Here is a 14,652-nt window from a genome sequence, read left to right on the forward strand (position 1 = left end):
TCACTTAGCACTTAATTATGAGAATCCGATGCCAATGATTTCAACTGCATGCGCCGGCACTTAATTTGATAATTAGCACTTAATTTGAGAATACTGCTTGGAATTTGTCACTTAATGTGAGAATGGAGCTCGTGATGTGTTTCCTCGCGAGCCTGCCATGAGCGCCCAATTCCCCGATGAGATTGACGATGCACTGTGGGATGAGGCGTGCCGTCGGGCGGACGCGATCCGTGAATTCCTGAAGTGCGATCCTGACGGCACTACGGCAGCAGGCGTTTCCGGACTCGCTGCCGAGATGAATGTCAGCCAGGCGACAGCCTATCGCCTGATCAAGCTGTTCCGCGCCGGTGGGACTGTCCTGTCGCTTGTGGGCCGCAAACGTGGGCGGCCGGAGGGTCATCGTGCTCTGGATGAGCAGCGAGAGGAAATCGTCCGTGCGACGATCAAATCATCGTACCTCAAGCAGACACGGCCGACGGTTTCGCAGTTGGTCCGGGACGTGCAGACGAACTGTGCTTCTGTTGGGCTGAAGCCGCCGCATCGCCGGACGATCGTCACTCGCCTTGTGGACATAGACCTTCAGAACCGTGCCAAGCGACGCGGCGAACAGAAGATCGTCAAGGCGACAACGGCGGTTCCCGGATCGTTCAGTGCCGCCCGCCCCCTCGAAGTTGTCCAGATTGATCATACGAAAGCCGATGTCTTTGTCGTTGACGAGGAAACACGGCAGCCGATCGGCAGGCCGTGGCTGACGTTGGCAATGGATGTGTGCACCCGTATGGTGACTGGGTTCTACCTCACCATGGAGGCGCCTTCACGGCTGTCGACCAGCCTGTGTCTGTTGCATTCCGTCTTCGACAAGTCGACCTGGCTGCGAGAACGCGAGATCACGGATCCGTGGCCCGTGGCTGGCCTGCCCCACACTGTTCATGTCGACAACGGCGCCGACTTCCGCAGCCGGGCATTCAAAAGAGGTTGCGAGGATGCCGGCGTGGTGATCGAGTGGCGGCCGCCGGGCGAACCCCGCTTCGGCGGCCACATCGAGCGCTTGATCGGCACACAGATGGGGAGGCTGCACCTGCTGCCGGGGACAACATTCAGCAACGAACAGGAACTGGGAGAGTACGACTCGAAGCGGCACGCGGCACTGACGCTGCGTGAGCTCGAGCGGTACATCGCACTCGACATCGTCGGCTCCTATCATCAATCAATCCATGGTACCCTGGGTCGCCCGCCGATTGCTGTCTGGCGGGAGCACGAGGGCGAGATTCCGCTTCGGCTACCACAGGATCGGCTGCGCTTCTGGCTCACCTTCCTGCCTGAGCAAGAGCGCACTCTACGGCCGACTGGCATTCATTTGTTCGGTCTGCGTTATTGGTCGGCAGCGCTCAGCGCCGACGTCGGACGTTCAGACCGGCGACTACTCGTCAAATATGATCCACGCGATATGGCGCGCATCTTCATTCGGCGGCCATCGGGAAACTTCGTGGAAGCTCGCTATGCCGATGTGACGCTGCCTTCTATCACCCTACACGAGGCGGGGACCGCCCGACGCGCGCTTCTAGCGAAAGGCCGCCGCGAAGTCGACACCCGCGCTATCGTCCGCACCGCTATCGCACAGCGAGAGCTGGTTGAGACGGCAACTAGGAAAACGGCAGCCGCTCGACGCGGGAAAGCGTCTTCGAAATCGAAGGTGAATGATCGGGAATGGGGCTCGCTCCGCGGTGTCGATTCCAGCAAACCTGTACCCTTTGTTGAGGATACAGATTGAGCTGGAATGAATATGAACGATAAAATCTCACACCTGACTGCCAGCGCCGCCGCGCTGCTTGCCGAAACGGACGAGCGGCGCATTCGCGCGATACGATCGCGTCGCTGGGTGCTTTATCCAAGAGCCAAGCAGGCGCTCGACCGGCTGAGCGCGCTCCTCGACCACCCGCGAGGCACGCGCATGCCTTCGGTCGCGATCTACGGCGACAGCGGTATGGGCAAGACTATGATCATGAAGCGGTTCCGGGACCAGAACCCTCCAAGCTTCAATCCGCTGACGGGGACGTTGACGACGCCGGTCCTAGCCATGGAAATGACCAGCCGCCCGGGCGAACGACGGTTCTACGCTGAACTCCTCACCCTTCTCGGCGCGCCACAGCGCCCGCGTGCTGACATTGCCCAGATGGAGCAGGCCGCATTGCGGATCATGGAGGCCATCGGTGTGCAGGTGCTGGTTATTGACGAGGTGCACAACATCCTCGCCGGAACCTATCGCGAGCAGCGCATCGTTCTGAACACTCTTCGTTTCCTCAGCAATCGTCTGCAGATCTCGCTCGTTTGCTTCGGCGTCAACGAAGCACGCGAAGCCATCAGCGGGGACGTCCAACTTGCGCGGCGGTTCGAGCAGTTCACGTTGAGCCGGTGGGCTGCGAACGAACAGTTTGAAACCTTGGTAGTATCGATCCTGCGCAATACGCCGTTGCGTCGACCCTCGGTACTTACACCGAAATCACTGCGACGGATCCTGCAGATCACCGAGGGTATCACCGCCAACATCTTCCACATGATCAACAGCCTCGCCGTCGACGCCATCGAAAGCGGTCGCGAACTAACCACCGACGAAGCGGTCGAGTGCTGGGAGCCGGAGTTCGATGCCGAGGCGGCATTCGCGTGATTGAGAACACGCCGCTACGGCAATTGCCGGTGCGCTTGCCGCCCCACTGCAACGAACTTCTGTCCTCCTGGATCGGCCGGCATGCAGCTTTCTACGCAGTTCCACCGCTCGTGATGCTTCGGCATTGCCTGCCGGAAGCGTCATCATTGCGGGCGGTAGATCTCCAGCTGAGCAGCGATCAGGAAATCCGACTGGCCGACATGTTTGTCACGGAGTCGGCCTCCTTACGTCAAAAGACCTTCGCAAATATCGCGAAATCATCGCGTCGACTGATCGCTTCACAGCCGGCGCAGGTCTGCACAAACTGCCACCCGGGACATGCGGAACCGGCACCAATCCTGCGAAGCCAGCTGCTGGGATGGCGCATCACGTGCCCTCTGTGTGGAAGCCACCTCCGGCATACCGGCGGGGGCGAACTCCCCTCCCCTTTCCAGCAGTATCGTGTTGCCGCTCTTCGTGGCGAAAAGCTGCTCGACGATGAAGCCGAGCGCGGTATCAGAACGTGGGCATCGCCAGCTGGAATTGTACGTCTGCTACTGATGCGGCGAGCAGTACTTCCGTTTCCGGGCGAAGAAGAAATGTGGCGGTTCAGGGTACTGGGAAAAATCATCCCGGAACTCGACGAACTCCTTCCCGAAATATGCACTAGCTTTCCAACGCCACAAAACCCGATTCTGCCGTTGCATCTCCGCCCTGCCCTCCTGGCAGGCGTCGCGATGGTGCATTCCGGTGGAGCAGAAATGCTTTACATGTTGCGCCGATCCACGTTCGGATTGCACCGGCATCGCTTCGACCGAGAAGCAATGCCCTTTTTCGTCAACGCAGCCCGTAAAAGACACTCGACACAGATGCAGTTAATCTGAGAATCTGAACGCAGACATTCTCACAATTAACTGCCTATCTTCGACGAAACCGCCGCATTCTTGCGTTTAACTGCCAAGCGACAGGATTGCCGAGAGCCTTTATTACAACTGGTCGAAGGAATTCCTGGAAGCCGGCAAGAAGCGGCTTGCCGGCGATACGGCCCGTGCCGCCACCAGTGACGAAGTAAAGGTGCTGCGCAAAGAGGCACGCGATCTCAAGGAAGTCGTCGCCGAGCAGGCGCTGGAACTGCGGCTGTTTAAAAAAAGCATGATCGCGGATGTCCGTTCGGGGATCGTCCGCGACGTTTTCAGCGGGTCGCTCAACAAGGTCTGGCGCGACCTGTTCGTCCGGCTTGCTCCGAACGAGCAATTCGTTCCGCAATTCCGGCTTCCCGATCGGGGGGATGGCAAGGTGGAGGCTGTGCTGGAGACGTTTCATAGGTCAGGGCAGTCCTCCGGTCCTCCCGGCGCCATGCTCAGCCAGGGCAATTTGAACACCGCGGCCCTGACCCTATTCCTTGCGCTTAACCTGTCGGTACCGTCGCAGCTGCCATGGTTGGTGCTTGACGACCCCGTGCAGTCGATGGATGACGTTCACATCGCCCAGTTTGCCGCTCTGTTGCGAACGTTTTCAAAGGGTCTCAGCAAGCAAGTCGTGATCGCGGTGCACGAGCGTGCGCTGTTCGAGTATCTGACGCTTGAGCTAAGCCCAGCCTTTGCTGGCGACAGTTTGATCACCGTGGAGATCAGTCGCAATTTCGCCGGCGACGCCGTTGCGGATCCATACTTCTATGCGTTTGAGGACGATAACGCTGTCGCTGCCTGAGATAACTCGGCCTATCTGCGCAGGTCTCCGTTCACTTCTGCAATTCAAGGAATCACAGAACTCCCCAGGCACGATATCGTCCCCTTCCGGTCAGTTCCCGTATGCCGAGTTCCGATATCAGGTTGAGCGCACCTCGCGGCGTCACCTTGACGACTTTTGCCACCATCGCAGCGGAGACCATCGGCCGCGACAGGACAAGATCGATAGCCGATGGCAGTCTGCTGGATGCACGACGGCCTATCAATCTTCTTTCCATCAGGGCTTGCGCCTGCTGTAAACGCACAAGTTCTCGCATGCCAGCGTCTGCCGCTGCTGCCATCGCATCCAGAAACGCAATTAGGCGGACAGTCCGGTCCTTTGCCTGGCGTCGTTCTCTGGAAATCGCCTTCAACCCGACATTGAATGCTGGCAGATGGGAGCCGACCTTGTCTCGTGAGCGCAAATACGCACCGATCAGGAGGCCACCAAGCCAATGCTGTCGTTGCGCTGGTTCGAGCGTTTCCCACGCATCAAACAGCAATGCCGCTGCGATTGTCGGCGGCATATCCTGAACCGACATCTCGACTGACCGCCATTGCAACAGGCGATCGGCCTCGTCCCAGTCCGGATCACGGATCATCAGATCGCCCACCACGAGGCCACGGCTTGCAGATGCGGAACGACCGTCTCCTTTCGTCATGTTGCTGATCAGTCGCTCTGACCGTTCCAACACAGCATCAATCAGCGCGAACTCATCGGCGAGGAGGTCCGGCTCATCAACCTCATTGCCCTCCCCTCCTCTCTCCTCGACAACAAGGTTGACCGTCTCGCCTTCCTCCTGAACCTGAGTTCCACTCAGGGCAGCGAGCCCGCGGTCGCTCAACGCCCAATCGGGTTTGGCAGTTGCGGTACGCCGGCGCGCACGAAGAATCCTGTGGGAGATTGTCAGTTCGTGGCTAGGAGCCCGGATATCCATATGAGCATCGTGAAGAACGAGATCTTCCACATGGACAAGCTCCCCCGCGACCCACATGCTGGCAGCAGAATCGAAGAAATGCGAGCGCTCGATGAAGCCTTCGCCCACCGGACTCCGTCGCACTGCTTCATCCAAACGGGCAAGCTGATCTTCCGCACGCACTATGGCTGGAAGCAGGGTCTCCAGAGGGATTTTGCCGATCTTATAAGCCATTGTAATATCGTATGTTAATTCTCGATACGGTAACTATCTGATATCTTGCTTCTGTCATAGCGACTATTTTTCACGCGCGCGTACCATCTATTGCGCTCAGGCCTTTCAGATTGAACAGAAGGCTGCTTGGCAGCGCTCAGATCGATGAGAAAGGCCGTTTTTCAAGGGATTAGAGAGCTCAGCAGACACAATTCAGGCGACAAGAGACGTTTACAACCGTTCGGTTAGGCGTATCTTCTGTATTTGGAAAACTACCCTCCCGTATTCTCTCAGGTGTCATTTGTCACAGTCGACTGCACTGGCGGGACAAAGCTGACTTCAGTAGTGGCCATCGGCGAGATCAGGCGTCCGGGCGACGAGAAGCGGCGCCAACACCGGAATTCCCAAGCTCTTGAGGGTTTCGTCAGTCTGAGCCACGAACCGTGCACTGCGCGGCTGATGATTGAGCATTCGGCGCAGATCGATTGCAACGTCGTCGTTTTCACGGGCCAGCATGGTGATGTTCTCGATCTCGGTCGGCATTAGCTGGAAATCCCGCAGGAGAACGGCAGACGAGACGGCCCGTGACGCTTCCCCCTCCAATGGGCGCGTAGATGCCTTCAAAGGCTGGAAGCCCGCCCTGATCAGCGGCCGAATGGCCAAGGCGGCGACTTTCAGCACATTCGTCCGCTCCAACCGACCCTGCTTCTCGTAAATGCCCCAGCGCCCCAGGGCATAGCGATAGGGCAGACCCGCAGCCGCCCACGCCGCCTCAACTATCGGACGTGCAGGATCCTTCATGCGTCGCGGACGGCAGATCTCATCGATTACGCCACGTAGAACACGAAGCCAAAGGCCTCCGTGAACAATGCGGCCGCCGGGCAACTGTACCCTGCCCTTCGTAACGGCCTGCAGGGTCAACCCGTCGAGCCCAGCGAGCTCTGCGGCGGCCTCCCGGGCAACTGGATAATCGGATTGCGCGGATAGACTGGCTGCGTGCAGCAGGACGCCGTGCTTCGGGCAGCTCGCCATCCAGCTGGCCCGCCAATATAATCGTCCAAAGCCCTGCCGATCGCTCCGCAGGCAATCAATACACCCGATCATCTTGCCGTCGGCGAGATCATCGGAAATCCAGGGGAGCCACCAAGCCGCGCGCACCGGCCTCACCCGCAACGTCGGGTCCTCAAAGACACCAAACTGACAGCAATAGGCTGGAAAGATGTTGCCTCGGGGCGCCAGACCGTCCACCAGATAGGGCACATAGGCCGCCATCGTCATGGCCCGGATCCGACCAGCAGCAACCCCCGTGCGTTCCGCCAGCTTCTGGATCAAAGCAGCCGATGGCCAGAAATCCACCAATTCGATGTCCGGCCTGTTGATCCCCAAAGCTGCTTCAGCAAATTCGCCGACGCCCATGTCATAAGTATCGGCGAGCCGCCATAGCCACGAAGACAAGGCTTCTTGCGGCAATGGCTGAGGATGAATCGGCAGCCTTGTCGCCATCGTCAGACCAGAAGCTGCTCAGTGAGACGCCGCCTTTCGGCCGGGCCATGGTATTTCATCTGGCGGAGTGACCGCTGATTGATCGCCTCCTCCCCGCCTTCGACCGCAGCAACCGCAGCCGAACGCAACAGAGCAGCTATTTCGCCTATGGTTCCGCCTGTGCGAGCCAAAATCCAGCGCTGCAGCTCGGCCGAGCTGAGAAATGACGGCTTACGAAGCGGGAACGTCGCCACAAAGCTCTGGATCAGCCGGTTGAGTTCGTCTCCCTCCTCCCACGGCGGCAGGATGATCGGATGAAACCGGTTCTCAAGCTGCGGATCGGTGCGGATGGCGAGATAGGCGTCCCTCGTCCCTGCCCCGACAATCGGAATTCTCAGTTCGTTGCCGAGAAACCGCAACAAGTTGAGGAATTCGCGCTGTGCCGGTGCGGTACCGGCCAGAAGATTGTGCAGTTCGTCGATGATCAGGATTCGTACGCCAACCCTCCTGAGGATCGACAACGCCAGCGCTTCAAGATCATGCTTGCGGGCCGTCCTTCGTACCGGCGCTCCCAAAACCTCCAGAAGATGCTGGTAGAAACGTGCAACGCCGGGATCCGTAAGCATCTGCACCACGACAACAGGGACGTTTTCCTCATCACGGTCGGGCAAGGCAGGTGGCGTATGATCGCGTCGGAATTTCTCGATGATCATCGATTTGCCGTTGTTTGTCGGCCCGAGCACGAGAAAACATTGCGGCCGCACACGGCATGGCTCGTTCTCAATCGCGGCGCCGAGCAGATCGAGCGACGCCTGTGCCTGTGGGTAGCCGATCCACCACTGGCCACGGATGAAGGCTATTCGTTGCGCGTTGTCCGTGGCAGCGATCTCTCGCAGATCGAGGGGCAGGTGGCTGAGATCACTCATCACCATCTTTCCATCGGAAATGGCGGCGAAACGGGAGGCTGATCAGTGGCATGCTCATTTTCGATCGTCGGCATGACAGCCACGCGATCCGCCGGCGTTTCAGGGGCCGGGGTCTGTCGCGCCAACTGGCGCCGGGCCGCTCTGGATTTCTTTGCTGCGGACTTGACCAGCCCACGCTGCTGTTCGACCGTCCTGAAGATGATCTCTTCGTCGACCAGCGCCCTACCGCCTGCTCTGATGGTTCGAACAGCCTGCCGATGCTCAAAAAGCGAGATTCCTGGCCGTTCCAGACGCCGGCAAGGCACCGCCACATAGCTGCGGCCGTCCGGCTCGAGCACAAATATCTGCGACAGATCACGAGGATCACGACGGATCAGGAAGGACCGGCAACGATCTCTATTCGCTATCCACGGACGCAAAACATCTGAATAGTAGGTGATGTGGTCGAGCGTAAAGCCATCGCGCTGAATCGTCCGGCGCATGACAGGCAGGAAATCGACCAGATATTCGCGGCTATTGGCGACTGGCCGCGGGTCTCCATGCTCGGCAATTCCGCGCTTCCACCGAGCGAGCGGCGGCTCCATGATCCCTTCGTGGACCGCGTGATGGTAGCGTCCGCTGATCGCCAGAGCCAGCCAATGCTCCAGCTCGGACAACGTAAGAACCGCAGTTGCATCGCTGTCATAGGTTCCCCGTTCGGTCGGATTTGAGAACGTTGTGCCGGGCAGATCATGGATAAGGCCCATCAATGTGCCGATCAGACGCTCGATCACCCCGCCGAAATGAGGTTGGCCCTTCGGGCGATATTCGAGGCCGATCCCATGCTGCTGACAGCCACGAGCGAGAGCTTCGCCATGAAATTCCGCAGCATTATCAAGATGCAGGAGACGCGGGACACCTGCGATCGGCCACTCTGTATCGAGACCGAGCTCGTCGAGATAGGCCTTCTTCTCAACTCCAGAGTGGGCGAGGCATAAACCGACACTCGTTGCGGACGGCGCCTCAAACGACACGAGAAAGCCGGTGATGCAACGGCTATAGACGTCGATCGCCACGGTCAGCCACGGCCGACCGACCGGGAGGCGGCTGATTTCGTCCACCAGAATGATATCGACCGGCGTATGGTCGATCTGGACGATGTCGAGTGGCGCTTTCGATATCGGCCCATGGCCAGCAGCCGATGTCAGCCGTCTTGCTGAGCTGCTGCGCGGGCCTTCACGACGACGCGCTACCTCTTCAGCCCGGATTGTCTCAAGGCGACGGCGGATCGTTTTCGCCGAAGGAGCCGGCAATCCGGCTTTCTTGCATCGGAGTTGGACCTCCTCGACGAGACGGACAATCCGACGCTTCTGCCGCGTCAGGTAGGTATCGTAGATTGCGGCGGTGACAATGTCGTCCACCCGCGCCGGCATTCTGGATCGGCCTCGGCCGCCGGATGGTTTTCCGGGAGCCAGCGAACTCATCAATCCACCTGATGCCCGAAACCGGGCGACAAGTGTGTAGACCGATCGGGTGCTCATCCCCAGAAGAGCGGCCGCACCCCGCGCGTCAACGGCCGAGACCAGTTCCTGAGCGGCCAAAGGCGCTATTACCGGATAGCGGCGCTGCGCCTCTTGCCGCGCTTCTTCAGAGAGCCCAAGCGTGCCGCGTTCGGCAATCTGATCAGCGTGCTCATCCACCTCTCGACGTCCCTTCCTACTGAAAACCGAATCGGCGACATTGAAGGGAAGTATGGGCAGTTTATGCGACATAGTGAAGCCAACTATGGGGAATCAGGAGCCGATTGCAGTGACCATGACCTTCGCTAAGATATTGATCTTCCATGCTCCGCATTGAAACCAACTTTGACAACTGACAGGAGGCGCTCCAAATGGCTTTTGAGACGCAAAAACAAGCTTCTCGTCGACCACAGGGCCGCCTGATCGGCTATGCGCGCGTGTCTACGGATGAACAAGCGACGGAAGCGCAGGAAATCGAACTGCGCGCCGCCGGCTGCGATGTGATCGTTCAGGAGCATGGCTCGGGGGTATCGCGGGTCCGGCCGGCTCTCAGCAAGCTGCTGCGCGACGTGAGCGCTGGCGACACCCTCCTTGTCGTCCGGATCGACCGGCTGGCGCGCTCCGTCAGCCATTTGCTCGAGGTAATCGAGGGCCTGACGGAAAGAGGGGTGCATTTTCGCTCCCTGCGAGATCCGATCGACACCACGACGCCGCAGGGCATGTTTTCTCTCCAAGTGCTCGGCGCCGTGGCGCAGCTGGAGCGCTCCTTGATTTCCGAACGCACGAGGGCCGGCATAAGGGCGGCGAAGGCGAGGGGAAAGCTCTCCGGCAATCCCGGAATCCGCGAACGCCGGCCGGAGACGCTCGCCATGATGACAGCCGCCCAGAAGGCAGCTTACGGCGCACGCATCCAGGCAACTGCCAACCAGTGGCTTCCGACTGTGAAGCGCATGCGACCGGACCATACTTGGGATGACATTGCACGTGTACTGAAGCAAAGAGGGCACGACTGGACCCCCGAGCGGCTTCGTCGTGCCGTGAGATGGCTGGTTACCGAGCACATGGCAGATCCCGCCCTGCTTCGGAAATCGCCGCCTCGCCTCCCGGAGGACCGGCTGATGACGCTGGTCACAGGTATCCACGCCTCGAACCCGGCTTTGACGCTCCGGGACATTGGTGCGCAGCTCGAGAAACTTCACGAGCGCACACCACGCGGCGGAGCAAAGTGGTCTCCATCGTCGGTGAAAAACCTGCTCGACCGCGCCCGGCGCTCTGGACTGCTGACGAGCGAGCTCCTTGACCTGCCTGGTCGGTGACGGCCATTGCCCTGATCGTGAGAAACACCAAACGAGCGCGTCATGGCAGCGGCTTTAACTTCTGCAGACTTTTCACGAGCGATTCCGAGACCTCAAGTCGCGGTGCTACGCCGGCGTTGGCCTCGGCTTCTGACTGCCGCCGCTTGCTCTCATCCAGCTTGGCCCGGAGCAGCGCCATGATCATCGGCCAGGTGGAAAACTTCCCTTCCCTCGCCTTGTCTGTCAGGCTGCGCAGGTATCCGCCCGCGCTGTTGATCTGATCCGACCGCTGGTAAATCGCAGCCAATGCGATCGCGGCCTGAACCTCACCCATGACGCCTTGGGCATCCTGCCAGGCGCTCCGACTGATACCGAGCATCGTTCGCCCGAGTTCCGCGGCGGCAAGCAAGTCGCGCCAGTGGCGGATCTCGCCGGATTGAACGATTTCCAGCAGGTTAGGGCAGGCATCCAGCACAATACTCAACGGCAAATCACGCTTCGGCAAGCTCCGCACGTTGTCGGTTTCCGCAGCGTTGCCGCTCGCTTCATTCTTTTCTCGAAAGCCCTGTTCAGATTCAAATTTGGATTCGGGATTTGAATTCTGTATGTGGCGCTCAGAATGAGACTCATTGGCGTTCGAATTTTGTGTTTTTGTGAAGGATTCCAATACGTCACTGATCTCGGCGTGAAGTTCCGCGAGTTGCCCGCAGATGTCCTCGAAAAGTTGCCTTGGTGCGGTGCGCGGAAGCGTTGCGATGATCGTTTGATAGGCTTGAAGCACCCTGCCCCAATTACCTGGCACGCCCTCTTCGATCCCGGTGTCAATCATCTTGACGATATCGCGCCGCAGCAGCGTCAGACGCTCCCTGGCAACGCGAAACGCCTTTTTTTCCTTCTGCACAGTCTCAGCGAGATCACGAAACTCCTCGGCACGGGCGATGATCGGCGACAGGTCGAAGCCATAAGCCTGCTCCACTTCCCCTGCCCTGCTCCTGCGGGCGAAGCGCTTGCCGTTCGGACTGTCGCGCCGAATGATCAATCCGCATTCCACCAGCACAGCCAGATGGCGGCGAAGCGTTGCCGGCGAGATGCCATTGGCCCTGGCCATGAGCTGCTCGTTCGAGGGCCAGACGATGAGTTCCCCCTCGGCCGAGAGCTCCGTTTCCCGGTGGAATGAAAGCAGCGCGTTGAGGATCGCCAGAGAGCGATCGGTCGCTCCGAGCAGCTCGCGCGCTTCACGGATATGCTGGAAGACCAGCCACTTATTGGCGGCTGCCTCCTTGGGCATTGCCTTTGCGGTTGCCTGGCTGGCGATCTGGCCAAGCGTCAGCGCTCGCCGCCCAAAGGGCGTCGTTGAAATATGTGTCTGCATTGTCCTTTACCTATTGCTAGGCAAAAGAAATCTGCTCGCCGAAACGGCGCTATCCCAAAAGGGACTCTTGACTGCGATTCTCGGAAATGCGATTCTCTGTTTGCTTATGACTGAGAAGGGCTTCCGGACGCGGTTTCGGGGGCCTTTTTCTTTTGCGGCCTATACGTTTTACGTTCTGCTTAGTCGGTCTTCTCCTTTTCGCTTTCGAATTGTTGGTAAAGGTCGAGCAGGCGGGCTGCCACGAACTCCCCGAATTCCATTGAGCCCTCGATACCGACCACAACGGCAACCGATTTAGGCGTCCGTTCAACGGTCGCAATCTTTTGGCCGCTCGCCGCAGTCACAACCGATCTCTTGGAGGGGCCAGCTGTCTTCTTCGGGGCGAGAGCGTTGAAAACCCGTACAAAGCGCTGATCCGTGTCCGCCTCCAGAAACTTCGGATCGTTCACCGCAGCATCTATACGGCTTTGATTTTTCTGAGCGGCAAGCCGCTCGGCGAGAGCGTTCCACCGCGGCCGCCCTGCCTTCGGCGCCGGACCGATTGCGGTGATCACACTCCTGGGAATCGACTTGGTGAGCGAGAGAAGTCGCGATAGTTGCGTTTTCTCCATGCTCAAAGCCGACATAATCACGCTTCTGTCAAAACCTTGCTCCTCGAGCGTCAGCGCGAAGAGCCCACGCTCGATGTAGCTGAGATCCTTTCGGGCAGAGTTTTCCTGCCCCTGGATAACGACGAGTTCTTCGTTTGTGAGATTTTGAACCACGGCGCGGACCGGCCGACCGAGCTTTGCGAGAATCTTCGCTCGCCGGTGGCCATACGCGATCTGGTATGTGTCGGGGTTGTCTGGATGAGGCCGAACCAGGATGGGGCTTTTCTGCCCCGACTCCTTTATCGCCTGATAGAGCACCATAAAGTCCGCGCCCTCATCGTCTAGGCGATCTGGGGCGAACGAACCAGCGAGCTTATCAGCCGGTATTTCAACGACAGCGGCACCGGAAGCGACTAACGCTTTCGCGCGCTCTGCCGCAGATGCTATTTGGCCAAGCGACCTTCCCATCGCACCAACCGCGCCCGACTGGACATGCGGAACGGGATGCGGCGGCTGTGGCGTGAGTGGAGTTGGCTCCGAGTTGCCATGTGGCAACTCCTCCGATCGGCGTGTCAGCATCGCCTTGAGGGTGTCCTTCCGGCTCACGTCGCCCTCCCCCATGCCTGTTGCATCAACCGGTCGATTTCGTCATTCACGGAATCGAGAGACTCCATCGCCCGATCATAGGTTTGCTTGGCAAAGTTCTCTTTTCCAACTTCATAGAGGGTCTGCTTCGAAAGGCCCGCGTCGGAAATAGCGGTGGATTTGACCATCGTGCTATTCAACACTCGCTCTCGAAAAAGTGACCTCATGAATGCCACCATCTGAGTCTGCGGCGCATCCGCCGGCTCGAAGCGCGTCACTATGTAGCGTATGAAGTCGTACTCGAGATCACCGCCCGAACCCTGCACCACACGGAGTATGTCGGCTGCCATCAAGAGAAACTGGCACATCGACATTACATCCAGCATTTGCGGATGGACCGTGATGAGAAGTCCGGTCGCGGCGCAGAGGGCGCCAAGTGTGAGAAAACCCAACTGCGGAGGGCAATCAAGGATCATGACGTCGTAGTCATCAGCGACAGTGCCCAAAGCCGTAGCCACCCGTCCGAAAAAGGGCTCGGCATCGCGCTCCGCAAGAGCGCGCGGCGTGTCGTGCTCGTACTCCATGAGCTCGAGATTTCCGGGGATTATATCAAGCCCTGGAATGTAGGTCTTGCGAATGACTTCCCTGAGAGGGCGGCGTTCGTCATCATATCGCACGGCTGCGTACATCGTCTCGTTCGGCTGAATATCGTATTCGGGTTGATAGCCATGCAGCGCCGTGAACGAGGCTTGCGGATCAAGGTCGACCGCGAGTACCCGGTACCCTTGTAATGCGAGATATTGAGCAAGGTGCGCGGCCGTTGTCGTCTTCCCGGATCCGCCCTTAAAATTTACCACTGCCATTACCTGGCAGTGCTCTTCACCCTTTCGGTGCGGTACATACCGCTTTCCCTTTGAGCCCTCCTCAAGGACCGCTCGCAGTTCATTGATCTGGTCAAGGGTATACGACCGGCGACCGCCTGCGCCGATCGACGGCTGCGGGCCCTTTCCGCCAATCGAAAGTTGACGCAAATATGCATCAGCGATGCCAATGAGCTTCGCGGTCTCTACGGACGAAAAAGAGCGAAGCGTCTTCTTCGATACTGGTGGAAAGAGAGCCTCACGCATCGCCAGCAACTCGGCTGACAATGCGGCGCCATCGCCGGCAATGACGTCCGTCATCAGCGGCTTTGTTCCCTGAGCGAGGGTTTTTGTGCTACGAGCTTTTTCCATAACTACGGGGTCTGTTCCAACTACGCCGATTTTTCGTAGGTAGAATTGCCCCGAGTCGGGTAAATATGCAAGGAGTTTAAGGTTAATGGAAATTTACGTCTATGACATCGCCTGCCGTTGCCACATGGCAATTCGGATTGCGACCTGTCCTACGACCTGCTCACGCTAAT

Annotated in this window: 11 protein-coding genes and 1 pseudogene; 5 read left to right on the forward strand and 7 right to left on the reverse strand. The window is 58.9% G+C overall.

Translation table 11 applies throughout. From position 1 onward, the window contains the following. Positions 1 to 157: 157 nt before the first annotated feature. From ACX82Z_RS21930 to ACX82Z_RS21945, 4 genes and pseudogenes are all read left to right on the forward strand, one after another. Positions 158 to 1,771, forward strand: a complete 1,614-nt coding sequence (locus ACX82Z_RS21930; RefSeq protein WP_459911986.1) for a transposase — start codon at positions 158 to 160, stop codon at positions 1,769 to 1,771. A gap of 12 nt (positions 1,772 to 1,783) precedes the next feature. Beyond that, positions 1,784 to 2,665 carry a TniB family NTP-binding protein gene (locus ACX82Z_RS21935; protein ID WP_459911988.1) on the forward strand — a complete coding sequence of 294 codons (882 nt, stop codon included), beginning with the start codon at positions 1,784 to 1,786 and terminating at the stop codon, positions 2,663 to 2,665. After that, positions 2,662 to 3,528, forward strand: coding sequence for a TniQ family protein (locus tag ACX82Z_RS21940; protein WP_459911989.1), 867 nt, complete (start codon positions 2,662 to 2,664; stop codon positions 3,526 to 3,528). The genes ACX82Z_RS21935 and ACX82Z_RS21940 overlap by 4 nt, the downstream gene beginning before the upstream one ends. Positions 3,529 to 3,613: 85 nt before the next feature. Then, positions 3,614 to 3,793, forward strand: a pseudogene (locus tag ACX82Z_RS21945) (transposase); the annotation flags it as partial. Positions 3,794 to 4,406: 613 nt separating this feature from the next. On the opposite strand, the gene ACX82Z_RS21950 reads toward ACX82Z_RS21945, so the two are convergent. The 4 genes from ACX82Z_RS21950 to ACX82Z_RS21965 all read right to left on the reverse strand — a co-directional run bounded on the left by ACX82Z_RS21950 (position 4,407) and on the right by ACX82Z_RS21965 (position 8,964). Then, a complete protein-coding gene (locus ACX82Z_RS21950) occupies positions 4,407 to 5,522 on the reverse strand; it encodes an RHE_PE00001 family protein (RefSeq protein ID WP_459911991.1) in 1,116 nt (371 codons plus the stop codon). Positions 5,523 to 5,840: 318 nt separating this feature from the next. Next, positions 5,841 to 7,004 (reverse strand): TniQ family protein, encoded by a 1,164-nt coding sequence (locus tag ACX82Z_RS21955; RefSeq protein WP_459911992.1) that lies wholly within the window; start codon positions 7,002 to 7,004, stop codon positions 5,841 to 5,843. Between the two features lie 2 nt (positions 7,005 to 7,006). Next, positions 7,007 to 7,909 carry a TniB family NTP-binding protein gene (locus ACX82Z_RS21960; protein WP_459911994.1) on the reverse strand — a complete coding sequence of 301 codons (903 nt, stop codon included), beginning with the start codon at positions 7,907 to 7,909 and terminating at the stop codon, positions 7,007 to 7,009. Further along, on the reverse strand, positions 7,909 to 8,964 hold the full coding sequence (locus ACX82Z_RS21965; RefSeq protein WP_459911995.1) for a Mu transposase C-terminal domain-containing protein: 1,056 nt from the start codon (positions 8,962 to 8,964) through the stop codon (positions 7,909 to 7,911). The genes ACX82Z_RS21960 and ACX82Z_RS21965 overlap by 1 nt, the downstream gene beginning before the upstream one ends. 815 nt (positions 8,965 to 9,779) lie before the next feature. On the opposite strand from ACX82Z_RS21965, the gene ACX82Z_RS21970 reads away from it, so the two are divergent. Then, positions 9,780 to 10,724 (forward strand): recombinase family protein, encoded by a 945-nt coding sequence (locus ACX82Z_RS21970; protein ID WP_040457499.1) that lies wholly within the window; start codon positions 9,780 to 9,782, stop codon positions 10,722 to 10,724. A 40-nt stretch (positions 10,725 to 10,764) separates the two neighbouring features. On the opposite strand, the gene repC is transcribed toward ACX82Z_RS21970, so the two are convergent. The 3 genes from repC to repA form a co-directional block, all read right to left on the reverse strand. Further along, the gene (gene repC, locus ACX82Z_RS21975) at positions 10,765 to 12,075 is read right to left on the reverse strand and encodes a plasmid replication protein RepC (RefSeq protein WP_459911998.1); all 1,311 of its coding nucleotides are present in this window, start codon (positions 12,073 to 12,075) and stop codon (positions 10,765 to 10,767) included. Positions 12,076 to 12,254: 179 nt separating this feature from the next. Beyond that, complete coding sequence (gene repB, locus ACX82Z_RS21980; RefSeq protein WP_198292932.1) at positions 12,255 to 13,271, reverse strand: plasmid partitioning protein RepB; 1,017 nt, start codon at positions 13,269 to 13,271, stop codon at positions 12,255 to 12,257. After that, positions 13,268 to 14,431 carry a plasmid partitioning protein RepA gene (gene repA / locus ACX82Z_RS21985; RefSeq protein ID WP_157632963.1) on the reverse strand — a complete coding sequence of 388 codons (1,164 nt, stop codon included), beginning with the start codon at positions 14,429 to 14,431 and terminating at the stop codon, positions 13,268 to 13,270. The genes repB and repA overlap by 4 nt, the downstream gene beginning before the upstream one ends. Positions 14,432 to 14,652 lie beyond the last annotated feature (221 nt).

The sequence above is a fragment of the Aliihoeflea sp. PC F10.4 genome (assembly GCF_054612275.1).

Coding starts and splice junctions, on each gene's coding strand:
- ACX82Z_RS21930 (WP_459911986.1), top strand. CDS start 158: ATGAGCGCCCAATTCCCCGATGAGATTGACGATGCACTGTGGGATGAG.
- ACX82Z_RS21935 (WP_459911988.1), top strand. CDS start 1,784: ATGAACGATAAAATCTCACACCTGACTGCCAGCGCCGCCGCGCTGCTT.
- ACX82Z_RS21950 (WP_459911991.1), bottom strand. CDS start 5,522: ATGGCTTATAAGATCGGCAAAATCCCTCTGGAGACCCTGCTTCCAGCC.
- ACX82Z_RS21955 (WP_459911992.1), bottom strand. CDS start 7,004: ATGGCGACAAGGCTGCCGATTCATCCTCAGCCATTGCCGCAAGAAGCC.
- ACX82Z_RS21960 (WP_459911994.1), bottom strand. CDS start 7,909: ATGAGTGATCTCAGCCACCTGCCCCTCGATCTGCGAGAGATCGCTGCC.
- ACX82Z_RS21970 (WP_040457499.1), top strand. CDS start 9,780: ATGGCTTTTGAGACGCAAAAACAAGCTTCTCGTCGACCACAGGGCCGC.
- repC (WP_459911998.1), bottom strand. CDS start 12,075: ATGCAGACACATATTTCAACGACGCCCTTTGGGCGGCGAGCGCTGACG.
- repA (WP_157632963.1), bottom strand. CDS start 14,431: ATGACGGACGTCATTGCCGGCGATGGCGCCGCATTGTCAGCCGAGTTG.